We start from the raw sequence: 19,074 nt of genomic DNA on the forward strand, positions 1-19,074 counted from the left end.
CTTTGCCCGTTCCCAGACCCGCCCTGATGGACACCATCCGTATCCGCGGCGCCCGTACGCACAACCTCAAGAACGTCTCGCTCGATCTGCCGCGCGACAAGCTGACGGTGATCACCGGCCTGTCCGGCTCCGGCAAGTCGTCACTGGCCTTCGACACGCTCTACGCCGAAGGTCAGCGCCGCTATGTCGAGTCGCTGTCGGCGTATGCGCGCCAGTTCCTCGGCCAGATGGACAAACCGGACGTCGACTCGATCGAAGGCCTGTCGCCGGCGATCTCGATCGAGCAGAAATCGACCTCGCACAATCCGCGCTCGACGGTCGGCACCGTCACCGAGATCTACGACTATCTGCGTCTGCTCTATGCGCGCGTCGGCACGGCGCGCTGCCCGGATCACGACGTCGCGCTGGAAGCACAGTCGGTCTCGCAGATGGTCGATCACGTGCTGTCGCTGCCGGCGGAGTCGGCGTGGCTGTTGCTCGCACCGGTCGTGCGCGGCCGCAAGGGCGAGCACCTGGAATGGTTCGAGCAGGCACGCGCGCAGGGCTTCGTGCGCCTGCGCGTCGACGGCCGCGTCTGCGAACTCGAGGAAGTGCCCAAGCTCAACCGCAAGCTCAAGCACGATATCGAGATCGTCGTCGACCGCTTCAAGGTGCGCGAGGACATCAAGCAGCGCCTCGCCGAATCGTTCGAAACCGCACTGCGGCTGTCGGAAGGCATCGCCTACATCGCGCCGCACAGCGGCAGCGGCGACACGATCACGTTCTCGTCGAAGATGTCCTGTCCGCACTGCGGCTATTCGATCGAGGAACTCGAACCGCGGTTGTTCTCGTTCAATGCGCCGCACGGCGCCTGTCCGAAATGCGACGGCCTCGGCCAGATGCAGATCTTCGACGAGGAACGCGTCGTCGCCCATCCGGAGCTGTCGCTCGCCGCGGGCGCGATCCGCTCCTGGGACAAGCGCAATCCGTACTACTGGCATTTCGTGACCTCGCTCGCCGAGCACTACGGTTTCGATCCGGACAAGCCGTTCAACAAGCTGCCGGAAAAAGTGCGGCGTGTGCTGCTGCAGGGCAGCGGCGATGAACGCATCGAGTTCCGCTATCCGGACGAACGTGGCCGCGTGCAGAAGCGCACGCACAAGTTCGAAGGCATCGTGCCGAACCTCGAACGGCGTTATCGCGAAACCGAATCGGACGCGGTGCGCGAGGAACTCGCGAAGTACCTCAGCAACAAACCGTGCCCGGAATGCGACGGCCAGCGCCTGAATCGTGCGTCGCGCCACGTGTTCGTCGCCGATCGCAATCTTCCGTCGATCACCGACCTGTCGGTGCGCGACGCCGAGGCGTTCTTCGGCAAGATGAAGCTGCCCGGCCACAAGCAGAAGATCGCCGACAAGATCATCAAGGAAATCGCCGCACGCCTCGGCTTTCTCAACAACGTCGGCCTCGACTACCTGACGCTGGCACGCAGCGCCGAAACCCTGTCCGGTGGTGAAGCGCAGCGCATCCGCCTCGCCTCGCAGATCGGCGCCGGCCTGGTCGGCGTCATGTACGTGCTCGACGAGCCGAGCATCGGCCTGCATCAGCGCGACAACGAACGCCTGCTGCAGACCCTGTTCCGTCTGCGCGACCTCGGCAACACGGTGGTCGTCGTCGAGCACGACGAGGACGCGATCCGGCATGCCGATCATGTCGTCGACATCGGCCCCGGCGCCGGTGTGCACGGCGGCCGGATCATTGCCGAGGGCTCGCCCGCGCAGGTCGAGAAGAACAAGGCCTCGGTGACCGGACAGTATCTGGCCGGCACGGCGCGCATCGAAGTACCGACGCTGCGCACACCGCGACAGCCGGACCGGCACGTCACGATCCGCAAGGCGCGCGGCAACAATCTCAAGAACGTCACCGCCGAAATTCCGGTCGGCCTGATGAGCTGCATCACCGGGGTCTCGGGGTCGGGAAAATCGACGCTGATCAACGACACGCTGTACGCGTTCGCCGCGCGCCAGCTCAACAACGCGAGCACGCAGCATGCGATCTGCGACGGCATCGACGGGCTCGACCTGCTCGACAAGGTGATCGACATCGACCAGTCGCCGATCGGTCGCACGCCACGCAGCAATCCGGCGACCTACACGCAGCTGTTCACGCCGATTCGCGAACTGTTCGCCGGCGTGCCGGAATCACGTGCGCGTGGTTATCAGGCCGGCCGCTTCAGCTTCAACGTCAAGGGCGGCCGCTGCGAAACCTGCGAGGGCGACGGCGTCATCAAGGTCGAGATGCACTTCCTGCCGGACGTCTACGTGGTCTGCGACACCTGCAAGGGTCGCCGCTACAACCGCGAGACCCTGGAGATCAGGTACAAGGGCAAGGGCATCGACGAAGTGCTGGCGATGACCGTCGAAGAGGCGCTGGAATTCTTCAAGCCGGTGCCGGCGCTGCGCAAGAAGCTGGAGACGCTGATGGACGTCGGCCTGTCGTACATCACGCTCGGCCAGAATGCGACCACGCTGTCCGGCGGCGAGGCACAGCGCGTGAAGCTGGCCAAGGAACTGTCGAAGCGCGATACCGGCCAGACCCTGTACATCCTCGACGAACCGACCACCGGCCTGCACTTCCACGACGTCGCACAGTTGCTGAAAGTGCTGGAACGCCTGCGCGACCACGGCAACACCGTCGTCATCATCGAGCACAATCTCGACGTCATCAAGACCGCCGACTGGATCATCGATCTCGGCCCTGAAGGCGGCGCCGGCGGCGGCGAGATCGTCGCGACCGGCACCCCGGAAGACGTCGCGAAGAACCCGCGCTCGCATACCGGCCGCTTCCTGAAGCCAACGCTGAAACGCTGACGCGATGGCGAACGCAATCCGGCTCGCCGACTTCCGATCCGCCGTGTTCTTCGTCGGCGCCGGCATGTCGGCGGAATCCGGCGTGCCGACGTATCGCGGCCGCGGCGGCGTCTGGGGCCAGTACGACTACGCCGAATACGCCTGCCAGCGCGCGTTCGACCGCGATCCCGGCAAGGTGCTCGACTTCCACGAGTTGCGTCGCACGCGGGCGCTGGCCTGCGCGCCCCATGCCGGCCACACGGCGCTCGCGAATCTGCAGGCCGGGCATCCGGCGCTGCGCGTCGTCACGCAGAACATCGACGGCATGCTGCAGCGCGCCGGCGTGCGGGTCGATGCCGAACTGCACGGCTCGCTGTGGCGCCTGCGCTGCGCGACACACGGCGTGCGCGAGGATGCCGCCACCGGCAGCTTCGCGACGCGACATTGCGAGCGCTGCGGCGCGGCCTTGCGCCCGGACATCATCTGGTTCGAGGATGCGGTCGACGAACGCGTTTTCGCGCATGCCGGCGACCTGATCGGCGACTGCGCGCTGTTCGTGTCGGTCGGCACCTCGGGCGTCGTCTATCCGGCGGCCAACTTCATCCCGCTCGCGCGGCGCGCCGGCGCGTACATGGTCGAGATCAATCCGGAAGCGACCGAAGCGTCGGCGATGTTCGACCGGTGCATCGCCGAACCCGCCGGCACCGCGCTCGCGACGCATTTCCGCTGACCCGGACCCTCTCGTCCACTCCCCTTCGGCACGCGGCGCGTCTACTATCCTGTCCATGTCCGATAGCCTGTCGCCGGAAACGGTCCGCGTGTTCGTCGGTTGCGATCCGAATGATTGCGACCTCGAACAGATGCTGGTGCTCGAGCATTCGCTGCGTCGGCATGCATCGCTGCCGGTCGACATCCGGTGGATGCAGCTTTCGAGCAATCCCGACAGCCCCTGGTATTCCGATCCGGCAAGGCGGGCCGGCTGGCGCACGGAACGCTGGGCGACGCCGTTCTCCGGCTTTCGTTGGGCGATCCCGGCGGTCTGCGGCTATCAGGGCCGAGCGATCTACATGGACACCGACACGATCGTGCTCGACGACATCGCCGGCCTCTGGCGTGCGCCGATCGACGACGGTGCCATCGTGCTCGCCCGGCGCGACAAGTCGTTCAGCCGATTCTGCGTCTCGCTGTGGGACTGCGCCGCCGCCCGCGCCCACCTGCCGGCTGCGACGCAACTGCGCGCCGATCCGGACGCGCACGGCAACTGCATGAAGTATTTCCAGCGACACCCGCAGCTGATCGGCGCCATCGATCCGGCTTACAACAACATCGACGGCGAGCACCAGCCGATCGAGAACATCAAGATCCTGCATTACTCGGACATGGGCACGCAGTTTTCGCACGCGCATGCGATGCCGCGTCTGCGTGCCGAAGGCCGCGAGCACTGGTTCGACGGCAAGCTCCTGCCGCACCCGCGCCGCGATCTCGCCGACTTGTTCGAACGCACTTATGCCGAGGCGCTCGCGGCCGGGCGCAAGCTCGACGACTACCGCAATCCGACACCGTTTGGCGCGTTCGCGAAAAAGTCCGAGCGCGGACATCGCGGCAATCGCGTCACCCGCCCGGGCCTGCTGGCACGCGTCGGCCGGTTTTTCGGATCTTGAGCAGCGACGCAGCGGCCGCCGGCCTGTGGCTGCTGACCGGCGACCGGCCCGGTGAAGTCGCGCAGCAGCGCCGGCTCGCGGCCGCGACCGGCCTGCCGTGCCGGGAAATCCAGGTCACGCAATTGCGCACGGTCGGCGGCCGGCCCCGCTTCGATCTCGACGCGCTGCAGCCGCCGTGGCCGCGTATCGCCTTGTCGTTCGGCAAGACCCTGGCGGCCGCCCTGCACCTGCGCCACGCCAGTGGCGGACGGACCCGCATCGTTCATCTCGGCCGGGCGCGCGGCGTGGCGGCCGATGCACTCGATCTGATCATTCCGATGCCGCAGGACCAGCTCGCCAATGCGGCCAACGTGCTGCGGATCCGCATGCCGTTCAATTATCCGGACGCGCCCGCCGACAGCGCCGGCCACGACCAGGCGCGTCTGCTCGCGCTGCAGCTGCCGCGACCGTGGACCGCGCTGATCATCGGCGGCGCCACACGCCAGCTGCGCTTCAGCAGGACGGCCATCGCGGCACTGGTGCGCGACACCTGCGCGCGTGCACGCCAGCGCGGCGGCAGCGTCCTGATCAGCACCAGCCCGCGCACGCCCGCGTCGGCGATCGCCGCGCTGCGCGCGGCGCAGGACGCACCCGGCGAGTTCTACGCGTTCCGGCGCAACGATCCGCACAATCCGCTGGCGAGCTATCTGCAGCTTGCCGACGAGCTGATCGTCACCGGCGATTCGGTGTCGATGATTGCCGAATGCTGGCGCAGCGGCCGGCCGGTCTGGGTCGCGCCGCTGCGCGATTCGCTGTGGCACCGGCTCGGTGATGTGCTGCGGGCGGTGGCACCGGCGCGGCTGATGGCGAACGGCCAGGTCGCCGTCGGCAGCGACGTCAATGCCTGGATCGCGGCACTCGCAAGCGCCGGCCACGTCGGCCACTTCGGTCGTTCGGATCCGACCCGCCCCTACTCGGCGCGGGACGACGACGACCTGTCGCGCGCGGTCGCGCGCATACGCGCCCTACTCGACTGACGACAGCCGCCGCGCCGCGCCTGCATCCGCGGCAGCGCGTTCGCGTGCGTTGCCGAGCAGCTGCAGCGCGGCGTCGAGCACCTCATCCACGGAAATGCGCGCCATCGCGTCCACGCAATGGCGGCAACTGTGGGTGTGCGTGCCACAGGCCCGCACCCCGCCGTTGAGATTGATGTGAAAGTCGTAGCCGGTGACGGACGGTGGCACATAGCCGCCGTAGATGACGACGGCGCGTGTGCCCATTGCTGCCGATGCGTGATGCAGACCGCCTTCGGCGCCGATGTAGAGCTGCGCCGCCTTCAGATACGGCAGGACCTCGCGAAAATTGCGGGTTGCCAGACGCGGCAGATCGTCGAGCGGCGGCGCATCCGGCGCCCCGACCTGATAGACCTCGCAGTGCCGGCGCAGGGCGCGCGCCACCTGCACGTAGCGCTCGAACGGCCACTGCTTGGACGGCGATGCATTGCCCTTGATATGCGGCTCGATCACGACGAACGGCTTGCGTGCCCACTGTGCCGCCAGTGCCTGCTCCCGCTCGCCGAGGACCAGCGGCGCCGGCACCGCGCGATGTTCGAGATTGAACACGTAATGGCCGAGCCGCCGCACCAGCTGCGCCGGCCGCGGCGCGCCGGGCAGCCAGCGCCGCAGAGGGTGCTGCGCGTTCCATTCGCGCCGCATCGCGACGTAGTCGTGGTACGGCCGGCAGCCCTGATGTGAAATGACCCAGCTGACCGGCACGCCGGCATCGACCGTCGCCTGCGTCGCCAGGAAATCCAGTCCCCAGCGCAGTTCCGGACAGCGCATGTCGACCCGCCGCCCGTCGCCGATCGCAACCGGCCGCCGCAGCGGATCGCGCGCATGCTGCTGCGCCGCAGCACCGATCGCCATCAGATGATCGCCGTAACCCATGCCGTCCCCCGCGTGTCGTCCGCGATACCCTCGTCGCGTTGCCGGCCCGGCAACGTCGTTCCTTCCGCCACTCGCCCGGCGCCGCTCATGTCGTGGTCGGCAAGGTCACGCGCACCACCAGTCCGGGAGCGTCGCCGCGGTCGCCGAGCTCGATGCTGCCACCGTGGCGCCGGGCGACCTGGCGGACGATCGCCAGGCCCAGCCCGGTGCCACTGACGCTGGCCGAATCGCCGCGCGCGAAGCGATCGAGGACGAGATCGCGCTGCGCGCTGGGAATGCCCGGCCCGGCGTCGCTCACCGTCAGCGTGGCCTTGCCCGCCGCGGCACGCAGGCCGGCATCGACGCGGCTGCCGGCCGGCGAATAGCGGATGGCATTGTCGACCAGATTGACGATCACGCTGCGCAGGCCCTGCACATCCCCGAACACCCGGCACGGCGCGCACTCGACCAGTCCGAGGTCGATGTTCTTCGCGGCCGCGAGCGGATGCAGCTCGGCAATGATCGTCTTCATCAGCGTGTCCATCTGCACCGGGCCGAAATTGGCGCCTTCCGGGCTGCTGTGCTCGTTGCGGGACAGATCGAGCAGCTGCGTGACCAGCCGCGTCGCGCGATCGACGCCGGCGTTCAGCGCCTCCAGCGCTTCACGTCGCTCGCTGTGGGTGACGCTGCGTTGCGCGCGCTCGGCCTGCAGCCGCACGACCGCCAGCGGCGTGCGCAGCTCGTGCGCCGCATCCGCCAGAAATGCCTGCTGGATTCTCGCCGCATCGGCCTGGCGCGCGAGCAGATCGTTGAGCGCATCGACCACCGGCGCCAGCTCGCTGGGCGCCCGGTCGAGGCGGATCAGATTGCGGCTCAGTGCGCCGCGACTGAGCAGCTGGTGGGCCAGCGACCGCAACGGCCGCAGCTGCAGCGAGACCGCCCAGATCGTGAACACCGCGAGCAGCGGCAGCAGCGCGAGCAACGGCAGCAGCAGCTTGGCCGCGCCGCCGGCGGCTATCTCGTGACGTGCGGCCAGCTCCTGCGCGACCTGCAGATAGCCGCCGTCGCTGGTACGACGCGTGAAACTGCGCCAGCTGCCGGCGGCGTTGCGTTCGGTCGTGAAGCCGGCAGCGAGCGGTGCCGGTGCGCGCTCCTCCTCGATCGAGTGAAACAGCAGCGCGCCGTCACGACCCCACAGCTGCACGACGATATCGTCGCTCGGCTCGATGTCGCGGATCTGCGGATCGCGGGCCAGCGATTCGGGCCGCAGATTCTGCGAGATCGTCTGCAGGCGGCCATCGAACTGCTCGTTCAGTTCTTCCATCGACTGCAGGAACAGGCCGATGACCCCGAACGCGCCGCCGACCAGCAGGCCCGCGAGCAGCGTCAGCATCAGGCGGTAGCGCAGCGAATTCATGCGGGCGCTGTTTTCGGGATGAAATAGCCGATGCCGCGGGCGGTGCCGATGTAGTCGGCACCGAGCTTGCGACGCAGCGCATGAATCTGCACCTCCAGCGCATTGCTGGCGATGCCATCGTTCCAGCCGTACAGACGCTCGACCAGCTGCTCGCGGGTCCAGACCCTTCCGGGCTGTTCGAGCAGCGCGGTCAGCAACGCGAATTCGCGGCGCGTGAACGTCAGCTGCGTGCCTTCGAAACAGCCGTTGCGCTCGGACAGATCGAGCACCAGGCCGAGATGTTCGATGACCGGCTTTGCGCGCCCGCTGCGGCGACGGGCGATCGCGCGGATACGCGCCAGCAGTTCATCGACCGCGAACGGTTTGAGCAGGTAGTCGTCGGCGCCGGCATCGAGCCCCGCGACGCGATCCGGGAGACTGTCGCGCGCCGTGACGATGACGACCGGCGTGTCGCGGCCGGCGGCGCGGGCGTCGGCCAGCACGCGCAGGCCGTCGCGGCCGGGCAGGCCGAGATCGAGCAACACCATGTCGTAGTCGGTGCAGTCCCAGTGCTCGGACGCGGCGCGTCCGTCGCGAACCCAGTCGACGGCGTGCGCGTGCTGGATCAGCGTCTTGGCCAGCGCATCGCCGAGCATGGCGTCATCTTCAACGAGCAGGATGCGCATGCCGGAAAGCGTCGGTAGTCATGACGGGCTGGGTCGGGTGGCGGACAAGTTCACTATCTTTGCGTCAGGGCCGGGGCCGGCGTCAACGCACAGACCTGCGATCCACAAGCGGCGAGTGGCGACGGCGTCGATGTTGCCGCCGCTTCCTTAGCTGCAGATTAGCCTGCTGCGGCCGCGCCGGCACTGCTGCCCGGCCATTCGCAGCGCCGCTTCCGCTAGGGCCTGTTGACGCTGTGGACGATCGCTGCGTTGCTGCCAGCAATCACGCCAGGCAAGGCACGAGCCGCTTGCCTGGTGCCACCAGGCGGCGCGGCTGGCGCCTTGCCCTGCGCCAAAACGACCTCCGCCGCAGCGATTGCCATGACGTTTACAGGCCCTAATACTCCACTAAGATTCACGGCCGATGCTCTGCGTCTTGAAACGCCCGCAGCGGCGGCCGCGATCGTCGTTCGTCGATCATGCCTGCCACTCAGCGTCCCGCCGTGATCGGCGCGGCCGCCCCATCATTCATCGAACATCATGAAGCAGCCGACCCAGGCCCAGGACTCCGCGCAGTTTTCCGCGCATCCGCGAACCGGCAGCGAGCGGCGCTGGCGGGGCGGACTCGGCGTCAACTTCGAGGACTGCGCGGCAAGCACCGGGAACGCACCATGAACCGGACCGTCGCCGGCAGCACCAAGGTTCCGGAAGTCACGCTGATGTTCTGGCTGGTCAAGATCGCCGCGACGACGCTGGGCGAAACCGGCGGCGACGCGGTTTCGATGTCGATGCACCTCGGATACCTGCTCAGCACCGGCATCTTCGGCGCCGTCTTCCTCGTCAGCGTTCTCGCCCAGATGTCGGCAGCAGGCTTCAAGCCCTGGCTTTACTGGACGACGATCGTCGCCACGACAACGGTCGGCACGACCCTGGCCGACTTTGCGGACCGCTCCCTGGGCATCGGCTACGCCGGCGGCTCTGCGCTCCTGCTGGCTCTGCTTGCGAGCTCCCTGCTGGTCTGGCACCGCACGCTCGGCACGGTATCCATCCGTTCGATCACCTCGCGCAGCGCCGAACTGTTCTACTGGCTGACCATCATGTTTTCGCAAACCCTGGGCACCGCACTCGGCGACTGGACGGCCGACAGCGCCGGGCTGGGCTATGCGGGCGGCGCCATGGTGTTCAGCCTGCTGCTGGCGCTGGTCCTTGCCGCCTACTGGTGGTCGACCGTGTCGCACACCATCCTGTTCTGGACTGCGTTCATTCTCACCCGCCCGCTCGGCGCGGTGGTCGGCGACTTCCTCGACAAGCCGCAGGCCGCCGGCGGACTCGCCTTGAGCCGCTATACGGCGTCGGCCGTGCTGTTCCTGTTCATGGCGGCCTGCATCCTGATTTTCCGGCAGCGAGCCGCAAAACAGGCCCATTAGGCCGGCGGGCCCCATTTCATGAAACCCGCAGCTGCGACCATCGCCGATGACTCGATACCGGCGGCGTGACGGCCGGACACGACACGACGGCCTGCTGTCTCCGGATTGCCTGATTCTCCTAATGTTGACGTAATGTGTGATACCCAAGCTGCTGCACCTGATTCAGGTTCGGAGCAGCAACGATGCGCGCGGATGGTCCAGTGGCGAGCCCGGGTACGGCATCGGAGACCGCTCCGAAGGCGCCGCGCTGTGGCTTTCTGTTCAATCACGATCAGCTGCACCAGATTGCCCATAGCGCACCGATCGCCTTCGAACTGATCCGCCGCTCGACGCAGATGGACGTCACCCTGCTGGCGTCCAGCCAGGCCCAGCTCGACTATCTGCAGTGCGCCGCCGCGCGCTACGGGCTGGCGCAGGCGGATATCCGCCTGCTGCACCTGCCGCGCTGGCTGCGCCCGATCGCACGCGCCCTGGACGGCATCATGCCGTTCTCGCGGATCACCATGCTGCTCGGCAATCTGGCGACCTTCCGCACGCTGGACCTGCTCGTCGTCCCGGAAAAGACCAGCCTGCTGCTGCGCACGCACTTCGGCCTGAAGTCGCTGAAGATGGTCCACACCCGCCACGGCGCCGGCGACCGCGAAGTCGGCTTCGACCGCGCCAGCGGCAAATTCGACATGGTGCTGGTGTCCGGGCAGAAGATCGCCGACCGCCTGCAGCGCGCCGGGCTGCTCAAACCGGGCGGGTACCGCATCGTCGGCTATCCCAAGTTCGACATGCACGCGGGAACGGCACGGCCGAAGCTGTTCGACAACGATCGGCCCACCGTGCTGTACAACCCGCACTGCTCGCCGCGCCTGTCCTCCTGGTACCGCGACGGGCTCGCGGTGCTCGAAGCGTTCTACCAGTCCGACAAGTACAACCTGATTTTCGCGCCGCACGTCATGCTGTTCAGCAAGCGCGTGCAGGTCTCGCTCGATCGTCTGCGCCTCGACTGGCCGGGCCGCATCCCCGAACGCTACCGCAACTGCGCGCACATGCTGATCGACACCGGCAGCGCAAACAGCTGCAACATGAGCTACACCCGCGCCGCCGATCTCTACCTGGGCGACGCCAGCAGCCAGGTCTACGAATTCCTGCTCGATCCGCGGCCCTGCGCCTTTCTCGATTCGCACGACACCGACTGGCGCGAGGACAACAACTATCAGCACTGGCATGCCGGCCCCGTGCTTGGCAGCGCGCAGCATCTGGAAGCCAGCATCGATGAGGTGTTCGCCACCCACGCCGACTACCTGCCCGTGCAGCGCCGTCTGTTCGAGTACAGCTTCGATCTCAACGGCACGCCGTCGGCGCAGCGCGCCGCCGAGGCCATCGAATGCTTCGCCGCCACGCAACTGGCGACCCGCAGTGCCGCGGTCGCCGTCAGCCCCGCGTATTGACGAGCAGCGCCTCGGCGCGCGTCAGCACGATATCGCCGGCGCCCGCAAAGGCCTGCTCGCCGAAACGCGCCAGCAGCCGTTCGCGGCCGGCGCGTCCCAGCTGCGCGGCACGCAACGGGTCCTGCGCCAGAGCCTGCAACGCGACGCTCATGCCGTCGATGTCACCGACCGCGCACAACCAGCCGGTACGGCCGTCGACGACGCTGTGCTGCAGTTCGCCGACGGCGGTTGCGATCACCGGCACGCCAGCCTGCATGGCCTCGTGCGCGGCGATGCACATGCCTTCGTGATGCGAGGTCTGGATGTAGCCCTGCAGGCTCGCGAGAAACGCTTCGGTGTCCTCGATGAAGCCGGCGAATCGCACATTGTCGAGCTTCAGACGACGCGACCTGGCGAGCAGAGCCTCATGCTGATCGCCGCTGCCGCCGATGACGAATTCCAGACCTGCGAACAGCGCCGGATCGCGCGCCCGCAGCAAGGCAATCGCGTCGAGCAGATCGCCATAGCGCTTGTTGACGTGCAGACGGCCGAGGCTGCCGATGCGCAGCCGCGCACCGGCAGCGGCCGGCGCCGCCTGGGCAACATCGGCGCGCGCACGGAAGATCGGCCATTGCAGGACGCGCGCCGGATCGACTCCCAGTTCCTGCACCGTGAAATCGGCCACGCTCTGCGAATCGGCCACCCAGAGGCCGGTCAGCGACTTCGTAAGGCGCAGCATGCGGCGATTGCCGGCGCGCAGATACGCATTGTGCTGCCAGCTGACGACCGGAATGCCGAAACGCGCGCCGGCGATCTGGCCATAGAGCGTGCCGCCGGTCAGCGAGGTCCAGATCAGATCGGGACGATCGCGGCGGATCTCGGCGAACAGGGCCCGCGCCGCGCCGATCCAGTCGTTGCGCGTACGACCCAGCACCTGCCACTCGATGCCGGCACGATCCAGACGCGCACAGGACTTGCCGTCCTGCAGACTCAGAGCCAGCACGCGCACGCTGTGGCCGCGAGCGCGCATCCGCGCAACGAGATCGGGAATCGGAAATGCGGCGCCGCCGCCGTTCAGTCCGTTGATCAGGTAGTGAATGTGCATGTCGTGCGAGTGTCGCCGCGTTTCGGCGGCCGGCGCCGGAAAGTTCGGCCGCCATGCTAACCGTTTGCCGATCCCGCGAAACGACTCGCTGCGGGCAGCCGATCCGGTGCTCGCGAAATCCCCTCTGCAGTCCCGGAAAATCGCCATGGATTTCCTGCTTCGCTCCAGCCTGAATGGCCTGGTCTCGCGCGGCGCCCTCGAAGTCGTCAGCGCCAGCGGCACACGCTTCACGGTGGGCGACGGTTCGTCGGCCGCCGTCACCGTGCGCTTCGCCGATCGACGCGCGCAGTGGTCATTGTTGCTCGATCCGGAGCTGCGCTTCGGCGAGCTGTACATGCAGGGTCGCCTGCTGGTCGAGCGCGGCACGCTCTACGAGCTGCTCGCGCTGCTGGTCGACAACGCCCGCCATGCGCAGGTCTCGCCGTGGCTCGCGCTGTTCGACCGCATCCGCTTCGCGCGCCGGCGTCGCCGGCCGCGCAACGACCGCGAGCGTTCGCAGCGCAATGTCGCCCACCACTACGATCTCGGCGACGCGCTCTACGAGCTGTTCCTCGACGACGATCGCCAGTACTCCTGCGCCTATTTCGAGCATCCGCAGCAAAGTCTCGAAGCCGCGCAGCTCGCGAAGAAACGCCACATCACGGCCAAGCTGAACGTCGAGCCCGGACACAGCGTGCTCGACATCGGCTGTGGCTGGGGCGGGCTCGCCCTGTATCTCGCCGGGATTGCCGAAGCCGGCAAGGTGGCCGGCATCACCCTGTCGCAGGAGCAGCTCAAGACCGCCGCCACGCGCGCCCGGCAACAGGGCCTGGATGACCGCGTCGGCTTCAGCCTCACCGACTACCGCGAGATGCAGGGCAGTTTCGACCGCATCGTCTCGGTCGGCATGTTCGAGCACGTCGGGCCGGCGTCGTACGAGACCTACTTCCGTCACGCGCGCCGCCTGCTGAAAGACGACGGCATCATGCTGCTGCACACCATCGGCTGCACCGGCGTCCCCGCGCACGCCGATCCCTGGCTGGACAAATACATCTTTCCCGGCGGCTACGTGCCCGCGCTGTCGCAGATGATGCCGGCGATCGAAGCCTCCGGACTCGTGGTCAGCGACATCGAGGTGCTGCGCCTGCACTACGCCTCGACCCTGCGCGCATGGCGCGAGCGTTTCGCGGCCGCACGCCACTCGGCGCTTGCGCTCGCCCTCGGCGACGAACGCTTCTGCCGCATGTGGGAGTACTACCTCGCGTTCTGCGAAACCGTGTTCCGCTACGACGACATCGTCGTCTTCCAGGTGCTGCTCGCGCCGCGCAACGACACGGTACCGCTGACGCGCGACTACATCGCCGCCCAGGAAGCGCGACTCAGGGCCCGCGAGCAGCTCGTGCACGCACCGGACGCGGCGACATCACGCCTGCGCGCGATCGGCAGCTGATCCGCCGCGCCGCCGCCGCTACTCGATCAGCGGCCGTGCGCTGCCGGCGGCCGTCATTCGGTGACAGGTGCAGTTGCCGTGCCGGTAGAGCCGCAGCCAGTGCAGCAATGCACGCGTCTGTGACGGCGCACCGCCGACGAGAATCTCCCACGGCGTCAGCCCGAACACCGCGAGGCTGATCGACGGTTCGAGCGCGACGACGGCGTGCCAGGTCTTGCTCGGAACGTACAGCGCATCGCCTGCCTCGACCCGTGCATAAAGACCCCTGGCGCGCGCGAACTGCTCGCGCTCGCGCGGCTGCTGCGCGAGCCGCGTGATGTCGATGTCGCTGAGCGTGGCGCCCCAGTCGTACTTGCGCGAGCGGCACAGGTGCTCGTTCTGATCCGGCGGAAACAGCAGGAACTCCTTGACGCCGCTGACCTGGCAGAACCAGTTGTTGGGAAAGTCGTAGTGCAGACCGGTGACGGTGTGCGCGGGGCCGATGAACGTGTATTCCCAGGTCCAGCGCAGGCCGGGCCAGAGCTGGCGGATCTCGAAGTCGGCACGCAGCTGCGGAAACTCCTTGAGGATGTACCACTGCGCGAGATAGACCTCGTCGGCCGGCAGGCGTTGCAGGTAGCCCCAATCCAGCTCGAAGCTGGCGTCGCCCGCCAGTTGCTGCCGCCGCCAGTTCGGCAACAGGCCGATTTGATCGATGTCGGTCGCACGCGTGTGCGCCGCGAGCGCCGCCAGCCGACGCAGATAGGGCGCGGTCGCCTGGATCACCGGCTCGCGCGTCACTCCCTGTTCGACCAGGCCGTTCTGGAAACTGGTCACCGGCTCCGAACCATCGGAGCGCCGCAACTCGGCGAGCCGTTCGAACGTCCAGTTGCGCGACGCCGGCCAGTTCCTGAGCGCGCCCTTGATCAGCACCGGGCGATTGCCGCCGCGAAAGCCGCCGTCGGCCTCGACGTCCTGCCATTGCAGCTGCTGCACCTGCCGAAACTGCGGACCGCGATAGACGTTCATGCCGACATCCTGATGAGTGGAATTTCTGCTGCCGAAGATGAGAGCGCCGGGTGCCGGTCGAGCGGCCAGGCGCCACCCAATGCCTCGAACAGCGCCAGGCTGCTGTCGAGCTGCGCGCGATAGCTGTCCAGCACGCGCTGCTCGGCATCGAGCGACTGCAGCCGCGCCTCGATGGCATCGAGCCGGCTGCGGCGACCCTGCTCCAGTTCCAGCTGCAGTGCCTGTTGCGCGGCGTCGCTGCGCTGCCGCGCCGCGCTCGCGTCGCGCAGTGCGCTCGCCGCCGTGTCTCGCAGCTGCAGGGCGTGTTCGACGTCGGCAAACGCGGCGATGCCGGCCTGGCGATATTCGATTTCGGCGATCGCCAGTTCGTGATCGCGGCTGTCGATCCGCGCCGCCGTCGCGCCACCGTCGTAGATCGGCAGATCCACTTCCGGCCCGAAGCCGAACAGCGCGATCGCGCCGTGCGCAGCGCGATGCAGCACATCGGTCGCGACGCCGAGGGCGGCCGTCAGGCGGATCTGCGGGAAGCGCAGCGCGCGATCGGCCGCGTCGCGATCGCGCGCCGCTGCCAGGCGCGCTGCCGCGGCACGTACATCCGGGCGCCGCTCCAGCAAGGTCGACGGCAGATCGGCCGGAACCTCGGGCAGACGGATCATGCTCTGCAAGGGCGCCAGCGGCGAGTGATCGTCCCGCGCCGACTCGCCGAACAGCAGCGCGAGCCGCGCCTCGTCGCCACGCTGCTGCGCCGTGCCGTTTGCCAGCGCCGACTGCGCCTCGCTCGACTGCGATTCGGCATCGGCCAGCGTCTGCGCATCGATGCGCCCCGCGTGCAGACGCAGACCCTGCAGTTGCGCCCGTTCCGCGGCCAGCACCTGCCGTTGCTGCAGCAGCGGCAGCATCTGCTCGTCACGCGCGAGATCGAAGACGCGGCGGGCCAGCAGGCACTGCGTGGCAATGCGCAAGGCATCGGCATCGGCACCGGCGGCGAGCGCCTCGGCTCTGGCGGCATCGCCGAGTCTGGCCAGACGCCCCCAGAGATCGAGCTCGTAGCTGGCCTGGAAACCGAGCTCGAAGGCTTCGGGCCGGGCACCGCCACGGTCGGCGAGGCTGGTCGCCGTGGTATCGACCGGCCCGGCATGAAAGCCGAGCGACGGCCGCTGCCCGGCGTCGGCCAGCTGCACCGCGTCGTTCGCGATCAGCAGCCGCTGGCGGGCGATCAGCAAATCCGGATTTTCGCGCAGCAGCTGCTGCTGCAGATCGAGCAGCACCGGGCTGCCGAAGCGCGCCCAGAACGCGGCGTCGGCCGGGTCCGGCGTCGGCGCGACGGGCGGCGGCGGGGCCACCGTCGGCGCGGTGACGGCACAGGCCGCCAGCAGCGCCGGCAGCACCGCGTGCATCATGCGGGCGGCACGCCTCATGTCCCGCTCAGGAAACGCACGATCACGCGCTGACCGAGCAGGAAGTCGGCGTCGCGAAGTTCGAGCGTGCAGTCAACGACACGGTTGTCGTCGGTCACCGCCTCGCCGTCCGCGGGCAAGCGCGCCGGACCGACGTGCGCGGCGATGCGCGCGAGCTGCGCCTGGACGACATGACCGCTGCCGTATTCGGTCTCGACCTCGGCCGGCATGCCGACGTGCACGCGTGCGAGCAGACGCTCGTCCAGTTCGGCATGAACGATCAACGGCGCCGCCGGCGCGAACCAGACCACCGGCGTGCCGCGACTCACGCTCTCGCCCGGATGCACGTCGATGCGCAGGACCCGGCCGGCTTCCGGCGCGAGCAGCTGGTGCTGGGCCTGCTGCATCGCCAGCATTTTCTGGTGCAGCCGGCCGGCCTCCAGCGCGATTCGCGCCTGCGCCAGATCCCCCGCAAGCTGCCTTGACTGCGCCTCGGCCTGACGCAGGACATCGGCGGGTTCCGCCTGTTGCGCAACAAGCGGCTGCAGCCTCGACAGCTGTTGTTCGGCGAGGCGCAGCTGGCCCTGCAGCAGATCGACGCCGAGCTGCAGGCGCTGGACGTCCAGCGCCGCCGCCTGTTGTTCGGCGTACGACTGACGATCGTCGAGGCGCAGCAGCACCGCTCCGGCAGGCAACACGGCGCCTTCGTCGAACGGCGCAACCTCGCTCACCACACCATCGAGTTGCAGCGCCAGGTGGCGGGTGCCCCCTTCGACATCGACCCGACCGGGCGCAGCTGCCACCACCGGGTTGCCGGCGGCAGCGGTCGGCGGCGACGCGGACGCGGGGTGCGGTGTCGGCCGGAACACGAACAGCAGCGGCAACAGGACGATCGCGAGAATCGCCAGCAACAGGGCGCCGCCTCGGGAGATGCGCAGGCGCATGCTCAGGATGCCGCGCCCTGGCGCTCGGCGACCGCCACGCCATCGCAGAGATTGACGATGCAGTCGGCGTGAGGCTTCAGTCGCGGATCGTGCGTCACCGCGACGATCGTGGTGCCGTGACGGCGCGTCAGCTCGCGCAGCAGACGGATGACGCGTTCGCCGTTGAGGCTGTCGAGTGCGCTGGTCGGCTCGTCGGCGAACAGCACCGAAGGGTGCTTCACCAGCGCCCTCGCAATCGCTACGCGCTGCTTCTCGCCGCCCGACAGTTCGGCCGGACGAAGATGCAGATGACGGTCCAGGCCGACCTCGGCGAGCGCCTGTTCGGCACGGCTCCGCGCCGCGGCGCGCACTTCCCCATCGAGGCGCAGCGGCAGCGCAACCTGCTCGATCGCAGTCAGCGCGGAGAACAGGTTGAAGCCCTGAAAGACGTAGGCGAATTCGCGCTTGCGCAGTTGTTCGAGCAGGCTCGGCGCGAGGCCCCAGAGCGAGTTCGCGCCGAATTTGACCTCGCCGGCATCCGGGCGCAGCAGACCGCCCAATGCCGCCAGCAGCGTGGACTTGCCGGAACCGGAGGCGCCCATCACCAGCGTCATCTGGCCCGGCAGGAAGCGCAGCGCAAGCTCGCGCAGCACGGGCGCACGCGTCGCGCCGCGGCCATAGGCGTGACTCAGTCCGTGCGCGGACAGCGTCGCCGGCACGTCGGGACAGGCCTTCATCGCAGGAGCTCGGCCGGCTCGACGCGATACAGGCCGCGCAGCGCCAGCAGTCCCGAACCGATCGCCGTTGCCAGCCCGATGCCGCCGGCAACCAGCAAGCCGCCGCGACTGAGCGTGAATGGCACGTAGCACCGCTGTGCCAGCGCCGCGACGGCGATCACGACATACCACATCACCACGGTGCCGACGGCACCGATCCAGGCGGCCTGTTCGACCACGACCAGCGCCAGACGCCGGGTTGGAATGCCCATGGCACGCAGCACCGCGTACTCGCGCAGCTGGCCGAGGATCACGCCACGCAGGCACTGGCTGGTGATGACGATGGCGATCAGCAGACCGAGCGTCGTCGAGAACAGGAAGCCGGCGCCGACGCCGGATTCGCGCAGCCAGAAGTGCCGGGAGTCACGCGACAGCTGCGCGCGCGTCCAGACGCGCGCGGTGGTTCGCGGCAGCAACTTGCGCAGATCGTCGCGCACACGGCCGGCATCGCTGCCGGCCGCGATCCGGCCCAGCACGAAACTCGTGTGATCGGCCGCCTGCGCATCACCCGCCTGCAGGTCGTCGAGCGTCTGCCGCGAGGTGAAGACGTAAGTGGTGCCGATGCTGCGCATGCCGTCGCTCAGGGCCACCACCCGCACGCGATGGCCGTCGATCTCGGCCGAGGCGCCGGGCACCGCCCCGAGCTTGTCCGCTTCGCTGCGGTCGACCGCGACGCTGCCCGGACTGGCCAACATCGGGCACTGCGTGCGCATCGGTTCGGGACAGACCGGCGCGCCGGCTTCCGCCGAGAGCGCAACCAGCGTCACCGCAACGCGCTGGCCGTCGGCCGACCGCCAGCTGGCGTCACGCAAGGACAGCACGTCACTGGCGAGAATGTCCGGATCGCTGCGGATCAACGCCGCCAGCGAGACCGGAATGTCCGCCGTCTCGTCGACGCTGCGCGTGGCCGGCGCCGTCACCCAGAGCTGTGCCGGAATGCTGTCGACCAGCACCGTGACGGTGCCGAACATGCCGGTCAGCAGCCCGAGCTGCACGAGCATCAGCACGCCGGCAAAGGCGACCGACAGGATCGCCGGCAGGAAGCGGCGCCAGTCATGAACCAGCGTTGCGCGCGCCAGCGATCCGGACACCCACGGCAGATCCGTCAGCAAGGCCTGCGCCGATCCGCGGGCCGCG

At 68.4% G+C, this 19,074-nt stretch carries 16 protein-coding genes; 7 read left to right on the forward strand and 9 right to left on the reverse strand.

Annotated features, from left to right (window positions below):
• The first annotated feature begins 26 nt into the window (after positions 1-26).
• From uvrA to G7Y85_RS14530, 4 genes are read left to right on the forward strand one after another with little or no spacing between them, the layout of a single operon-like run.
• On the forward strand, positions 27-2,849 hold the full coding sequence (gene uvrA / locus G7Y85_RS14515; RefSeq protein ID WP_166258572.1) for an excinuclease ABC subunit UvrA: 2,823 nt from the start codon (positions 27-29) through the stop codon (positions 2,847-2,849).
• Positions 2,850-2,853: 4 nt separating this feature from the next.
• Positions 2,854-3,558: an SIR2 family NAD-dependent protein deacylase gene (locus tag G7Y85_RS14520; protein ID WP_166258576.1), complete on the forward strand. Its 705-nt coding sequence runs from the start codon at positions 2,854-2,856 to the stop codon at positions 3,556-3,558.
• A 55-nt stretch (positions 3,559-3,613) separates the two neighbouring features.
• Positions 3,614-4,489: a glycosyl transferase gene (locus G7Y85_RS14525; protein WP_174839781.1), complete on the forward strand. Its 876-nt coding sequence runs from the start codon at positions 3,614-3,616 to the stop codon at positions 4,487-4,489.
• Positions 4,486-5,505 carry an ELM1/GtrOC1 family putative glycosyltransferase gene (locus G7Y85_RS14530; protein ID WP_166258579.1) on the forward strand — a complete coding sequence of 340 codons (1,020 nt, stop codon included), beginning with the start codon at positions 4,486-4,488 and terminating at the stop codon, positions 5,503-5,505. The genes G7Y85_RS14525 and G7Y85_RS14530 overlap by 4 nt, the downstream gene beginning before the upstream one ends.
• On the opposite strand, the gene G7Y85_RS14535 is transcribed toward G7Y85_RS14530, so the two are convergent.
• From G7Y85_RS14535 to G7Y85_RS14545, 3 genes are all read right to left on the reverse strand, one after another.
• Positions 5,494-6,414: a glycosyltransferase family 9 protein gene (locus G7Y85_RS14535; protein WP_206675584.1), complete on the reverse strand. Its 921-nt coding sequence runs from the start codon at positions 6,412-6,414 to the stop codon at positions 5,494-5,496. The two genes, G7Y85_RS14530 and G7Y85_RS14535, sit on opposite strands and share 12 nt — an antisense overlap.
• Before the next feature lie 85 nt (positions 6,415-6,499).
• A complete protein-coding gene (locus tag G7Y85_RS14540; RefSeq protein WP_166258582.1) occupies positions 6,500-7,810 on the reverse strand; it encodes a sensor histidine kinase in 1,311 nt (436 codons plus the stop codon).
• Positions 7,807-8,475, reverse strand: a complete 669-nt coding sequence (locus G7Y85_RS14545; protein ID WP_166258585.1) for a response regulator — start codon at positions 8,473-8,475, stop codon at positions 7,807-7,809. The genes G7Y85_RS14540 and G7Y85_RS14545 overlap by 4 nt, the downstream gene beginning before the upstream one ends.
• A gap of 650 nt (positions 8,476-9,125) precedes the next feature.
• Between G7Y85_RS14545 and G7Y85_RS14550 the strand changes: the two genes are divergently transcribed.
• Entirely contained in the window at positions 9,126-9,881 is a 756-nt protein-coding gene (locus G7Y85_RS14550) for a COG4705 family protein (RefSeq protein WP_166258588.1), read from the forward strand.
• Positions 9,882-10,063: 182 nt separating this feature from the next.
• Positions 10,064-11,320: a CDP-glycerol glycerophosphotransferase family protein gene (locus G7Y85_RS14555; protein WP_174839782.1), complete on the forward strand. Its 1,257-nt coding sequence runs from the start codon at positions 10,064-10,066 to the stop codon at positions 11,318-11,320.
• Here the strand turns inward: G7Y85_RS14555 and G7Y85_RS14560 are convergent.
• Entirely contained in the window at positions 11,304-12,404 is a 1,101-nt protein-coding gene (locus G7Y85_RS14560; RefSeq protein WP_166258591.1) for a glycosyltransferase, read from the reverse strand. The two genes, G7Y85_RS14555 and G7Y85_RS14560, sit on opposite strands and share 17 nt — an antisense overlap.
• A 145-nt stretch (positions 12,405-12,549) precedes the next feature.
• Here G7Y85_RS14560 and G7Y85_RS14565 point away from each other — a divergent pair, with 145 nt between their 5' ends.
• On the forward strand, positions 12,550-13,833 hold the full coding sequence (locus G7Y85_RS14565) for an SAM-dependent methyltransferase (RefSeq protein ID WP_166258593.1): 1,284 nt from the start codon (positions 12,550-12,552) through the stop codon (positions 13,831-13,833).
• 18 nt (positions 13,834-13,851) lie between these two features.
• Here the strand turns inward: G7Y85_RS14565 and G7Y85_RS14570 are convergent, their stop codons facing one another.
• From G7Y85_RS14570 to G7Y85_RS14590, 5 genes are read right to left on the reverse strand one after another with little or no spacing between them, the layout of a single operon-like run.
• Positions 13,852-14,841, reverse strand: a complete 990-nt coding sequence (locus tag G7Y85_RS14570) for a cupin-like domain-containing protein (RefSeq protein ID WP_166258596.1) — start codon at positions 14,839-14,841, stop codon at positions 13,852-13,854.
• Positions 14,838-16,259 (reverse strand): TolC family protein, encoded by a 1,422-nt coding sequence (locus G7Y85_RS14575; RefSeq protein WP_166258599.1) that lies wholly within the window; start codon positions 16,257-16,259, stop codon positions 14,838-14,840. Before G7Y85_RS14575 ends, G7Y85_RS14570 begins: the two co-directional genes overlap by 4 nt.
• Positions 16,256-17,182: an efflux RND transporter periplasmic adaptor subunit gene (locus tag G7Y85_RS14580; RefSeq protein WP_166258602.1), complete on the reverse strand. Its 927-nt coding sequence runs from the start codon at positions 17,180-17,182 to the stop codon at positions 16,256-16,258. The genes G7Y85_RS14575 and G7Y85_RS14580 overlap by 4 nt, the downstream gene beginning before the upstream one ends.
• A gap of 2 nt (positions 17,183-17,184) precedes the next feature.
• Positions 17,185-17,898, reverse strand: a complete 714-nt coding sequence (locus G7Y85_RS14585; protein WP_166258605.1) for an ABC transporter ATP-binding protein — start codon at positions 17,896-17,898, stop codon at positions 17,185-17,187.
• A complete protein-coding gene (locus tag G7Y85_RS14590; protein ID WP_166258608.1) occupies positions 17,895-19,049 on the reverse strand; it encodes an ABC transporter permease in 1,155 nt (384 codons plus the stop codon). Before G7Y85_RS14590 ends, G7Y85_RS14585 begins: the two co-directional genes overlap by 4 nt.
• Between the last annotated feature and the right edge of the window lie 25 nt (positions 19,050-19,074).

Origin of the sequence: Solimonas terrae (assembly GCF_011067135.1) — a bacterium.
GTDB lineage: Bacteria > Pseudomonadota > Gammaproteobacteria > Nevskiales > Nevskiaceae > Solimonas > Solimonas terrae.

Coding starts and splice junctions, on each gene's coding strand:
- G7Y85_RS14550 (WP_166258588.1), top strand. CDS start 9,126: ATGAACCGGACCGTCGCCGGCAGCACCAAGGTTCCGGAAGTCACGCTG.
- uvrA (WP_166258572.1), top strand. CDS start 27: ATGGACACCATCCGTATCCGCGGCGCCCGTACGCACAACCTCAAGAAC.
- G7Y85_RS14570 (WP_166258596.1), bottom strand. CDS start 14,841: ATGAACGTCTATCGCGGTCCGCAGTTTCGGCAGGTGCAGCAGCTGCAA.
- G7Y85_RS14555 (WP_174839782.1), top strand. CDS start 10,064: ATGCGCGCGGATGGTCCAGTGGCGAGCCCGGGTACGGCATCGGAGACC.
- G7Y85_RS14535 (WP_206675584.1), bottom strand. CDS start 6,414: ATGGGTTACGGCGATCATCTGATGGCGATCGGTGCTGCGGCGCAGCAG.
- G7Y85_RS14540 (WP_166258582.1), bottom strand. CDS start 7,810: ATGAATTCGCTGCGCTACCGCCTGATGCTGACGCTGCTCGCGGGCCTG.
- G7Y85_RS14520 (WP_166258576.1), top strand. CDS start 2,854: ATGGCGAACGCAATCCGGCTCGCCGACTTCCGATCCGCCGTGTTCTTC.
- G7Y85_RS14560 (WP_166258591.1), bottom strand. CDS start 12,404: ATGCACATTCACTACCTGATCAACGGACTGAACGGCGGCGGCGCCGCA.
- G7Y85_RS14545 (WP_166258585.1), bottom strand. CDS start 8,475: ATGCGCATCCTGCTCGTTGAAGATGACGCCATGCTCGGCGATGCGCTG.
- G7Y85_RS14525 (WP_174839781.1), top strand. CDS start 3,614: ATGTCCGATAGCCTGTCGCCGGAAACGGTCCGCGTGTTCGTCGGTTGC.
- G7Y85_RS14565 (WP_166258593.1), top strand. CDS start 12,550: ATGGATTTCCTGCTTCGCTCCAGCCTGAATGGCCTGGTCTCGCGCGGC.
- G7Y85_RS14585 (WP_166258605.1), bottom strand. CDS start 17,898: ATGAAGGCCTGTCCCGACGTGCCGGCGACGCTGTCCGCGCACGGACTG.
- G7Y85_RS14580 (WP_166258602.1), bottom strand. CDS start 17,182: ATGCGCCTGCGCATCTCCCGAGGCGGCGCCCTGTTGCTGGCGATTCTC.
- G7Y85_RS14575 (WP_166258599.1), bottom strand. CDS start 16,259: ATGAGGCGTGCCGCCCGCATGATGCACGCGGTGCTGCCGGCGCTGCTG.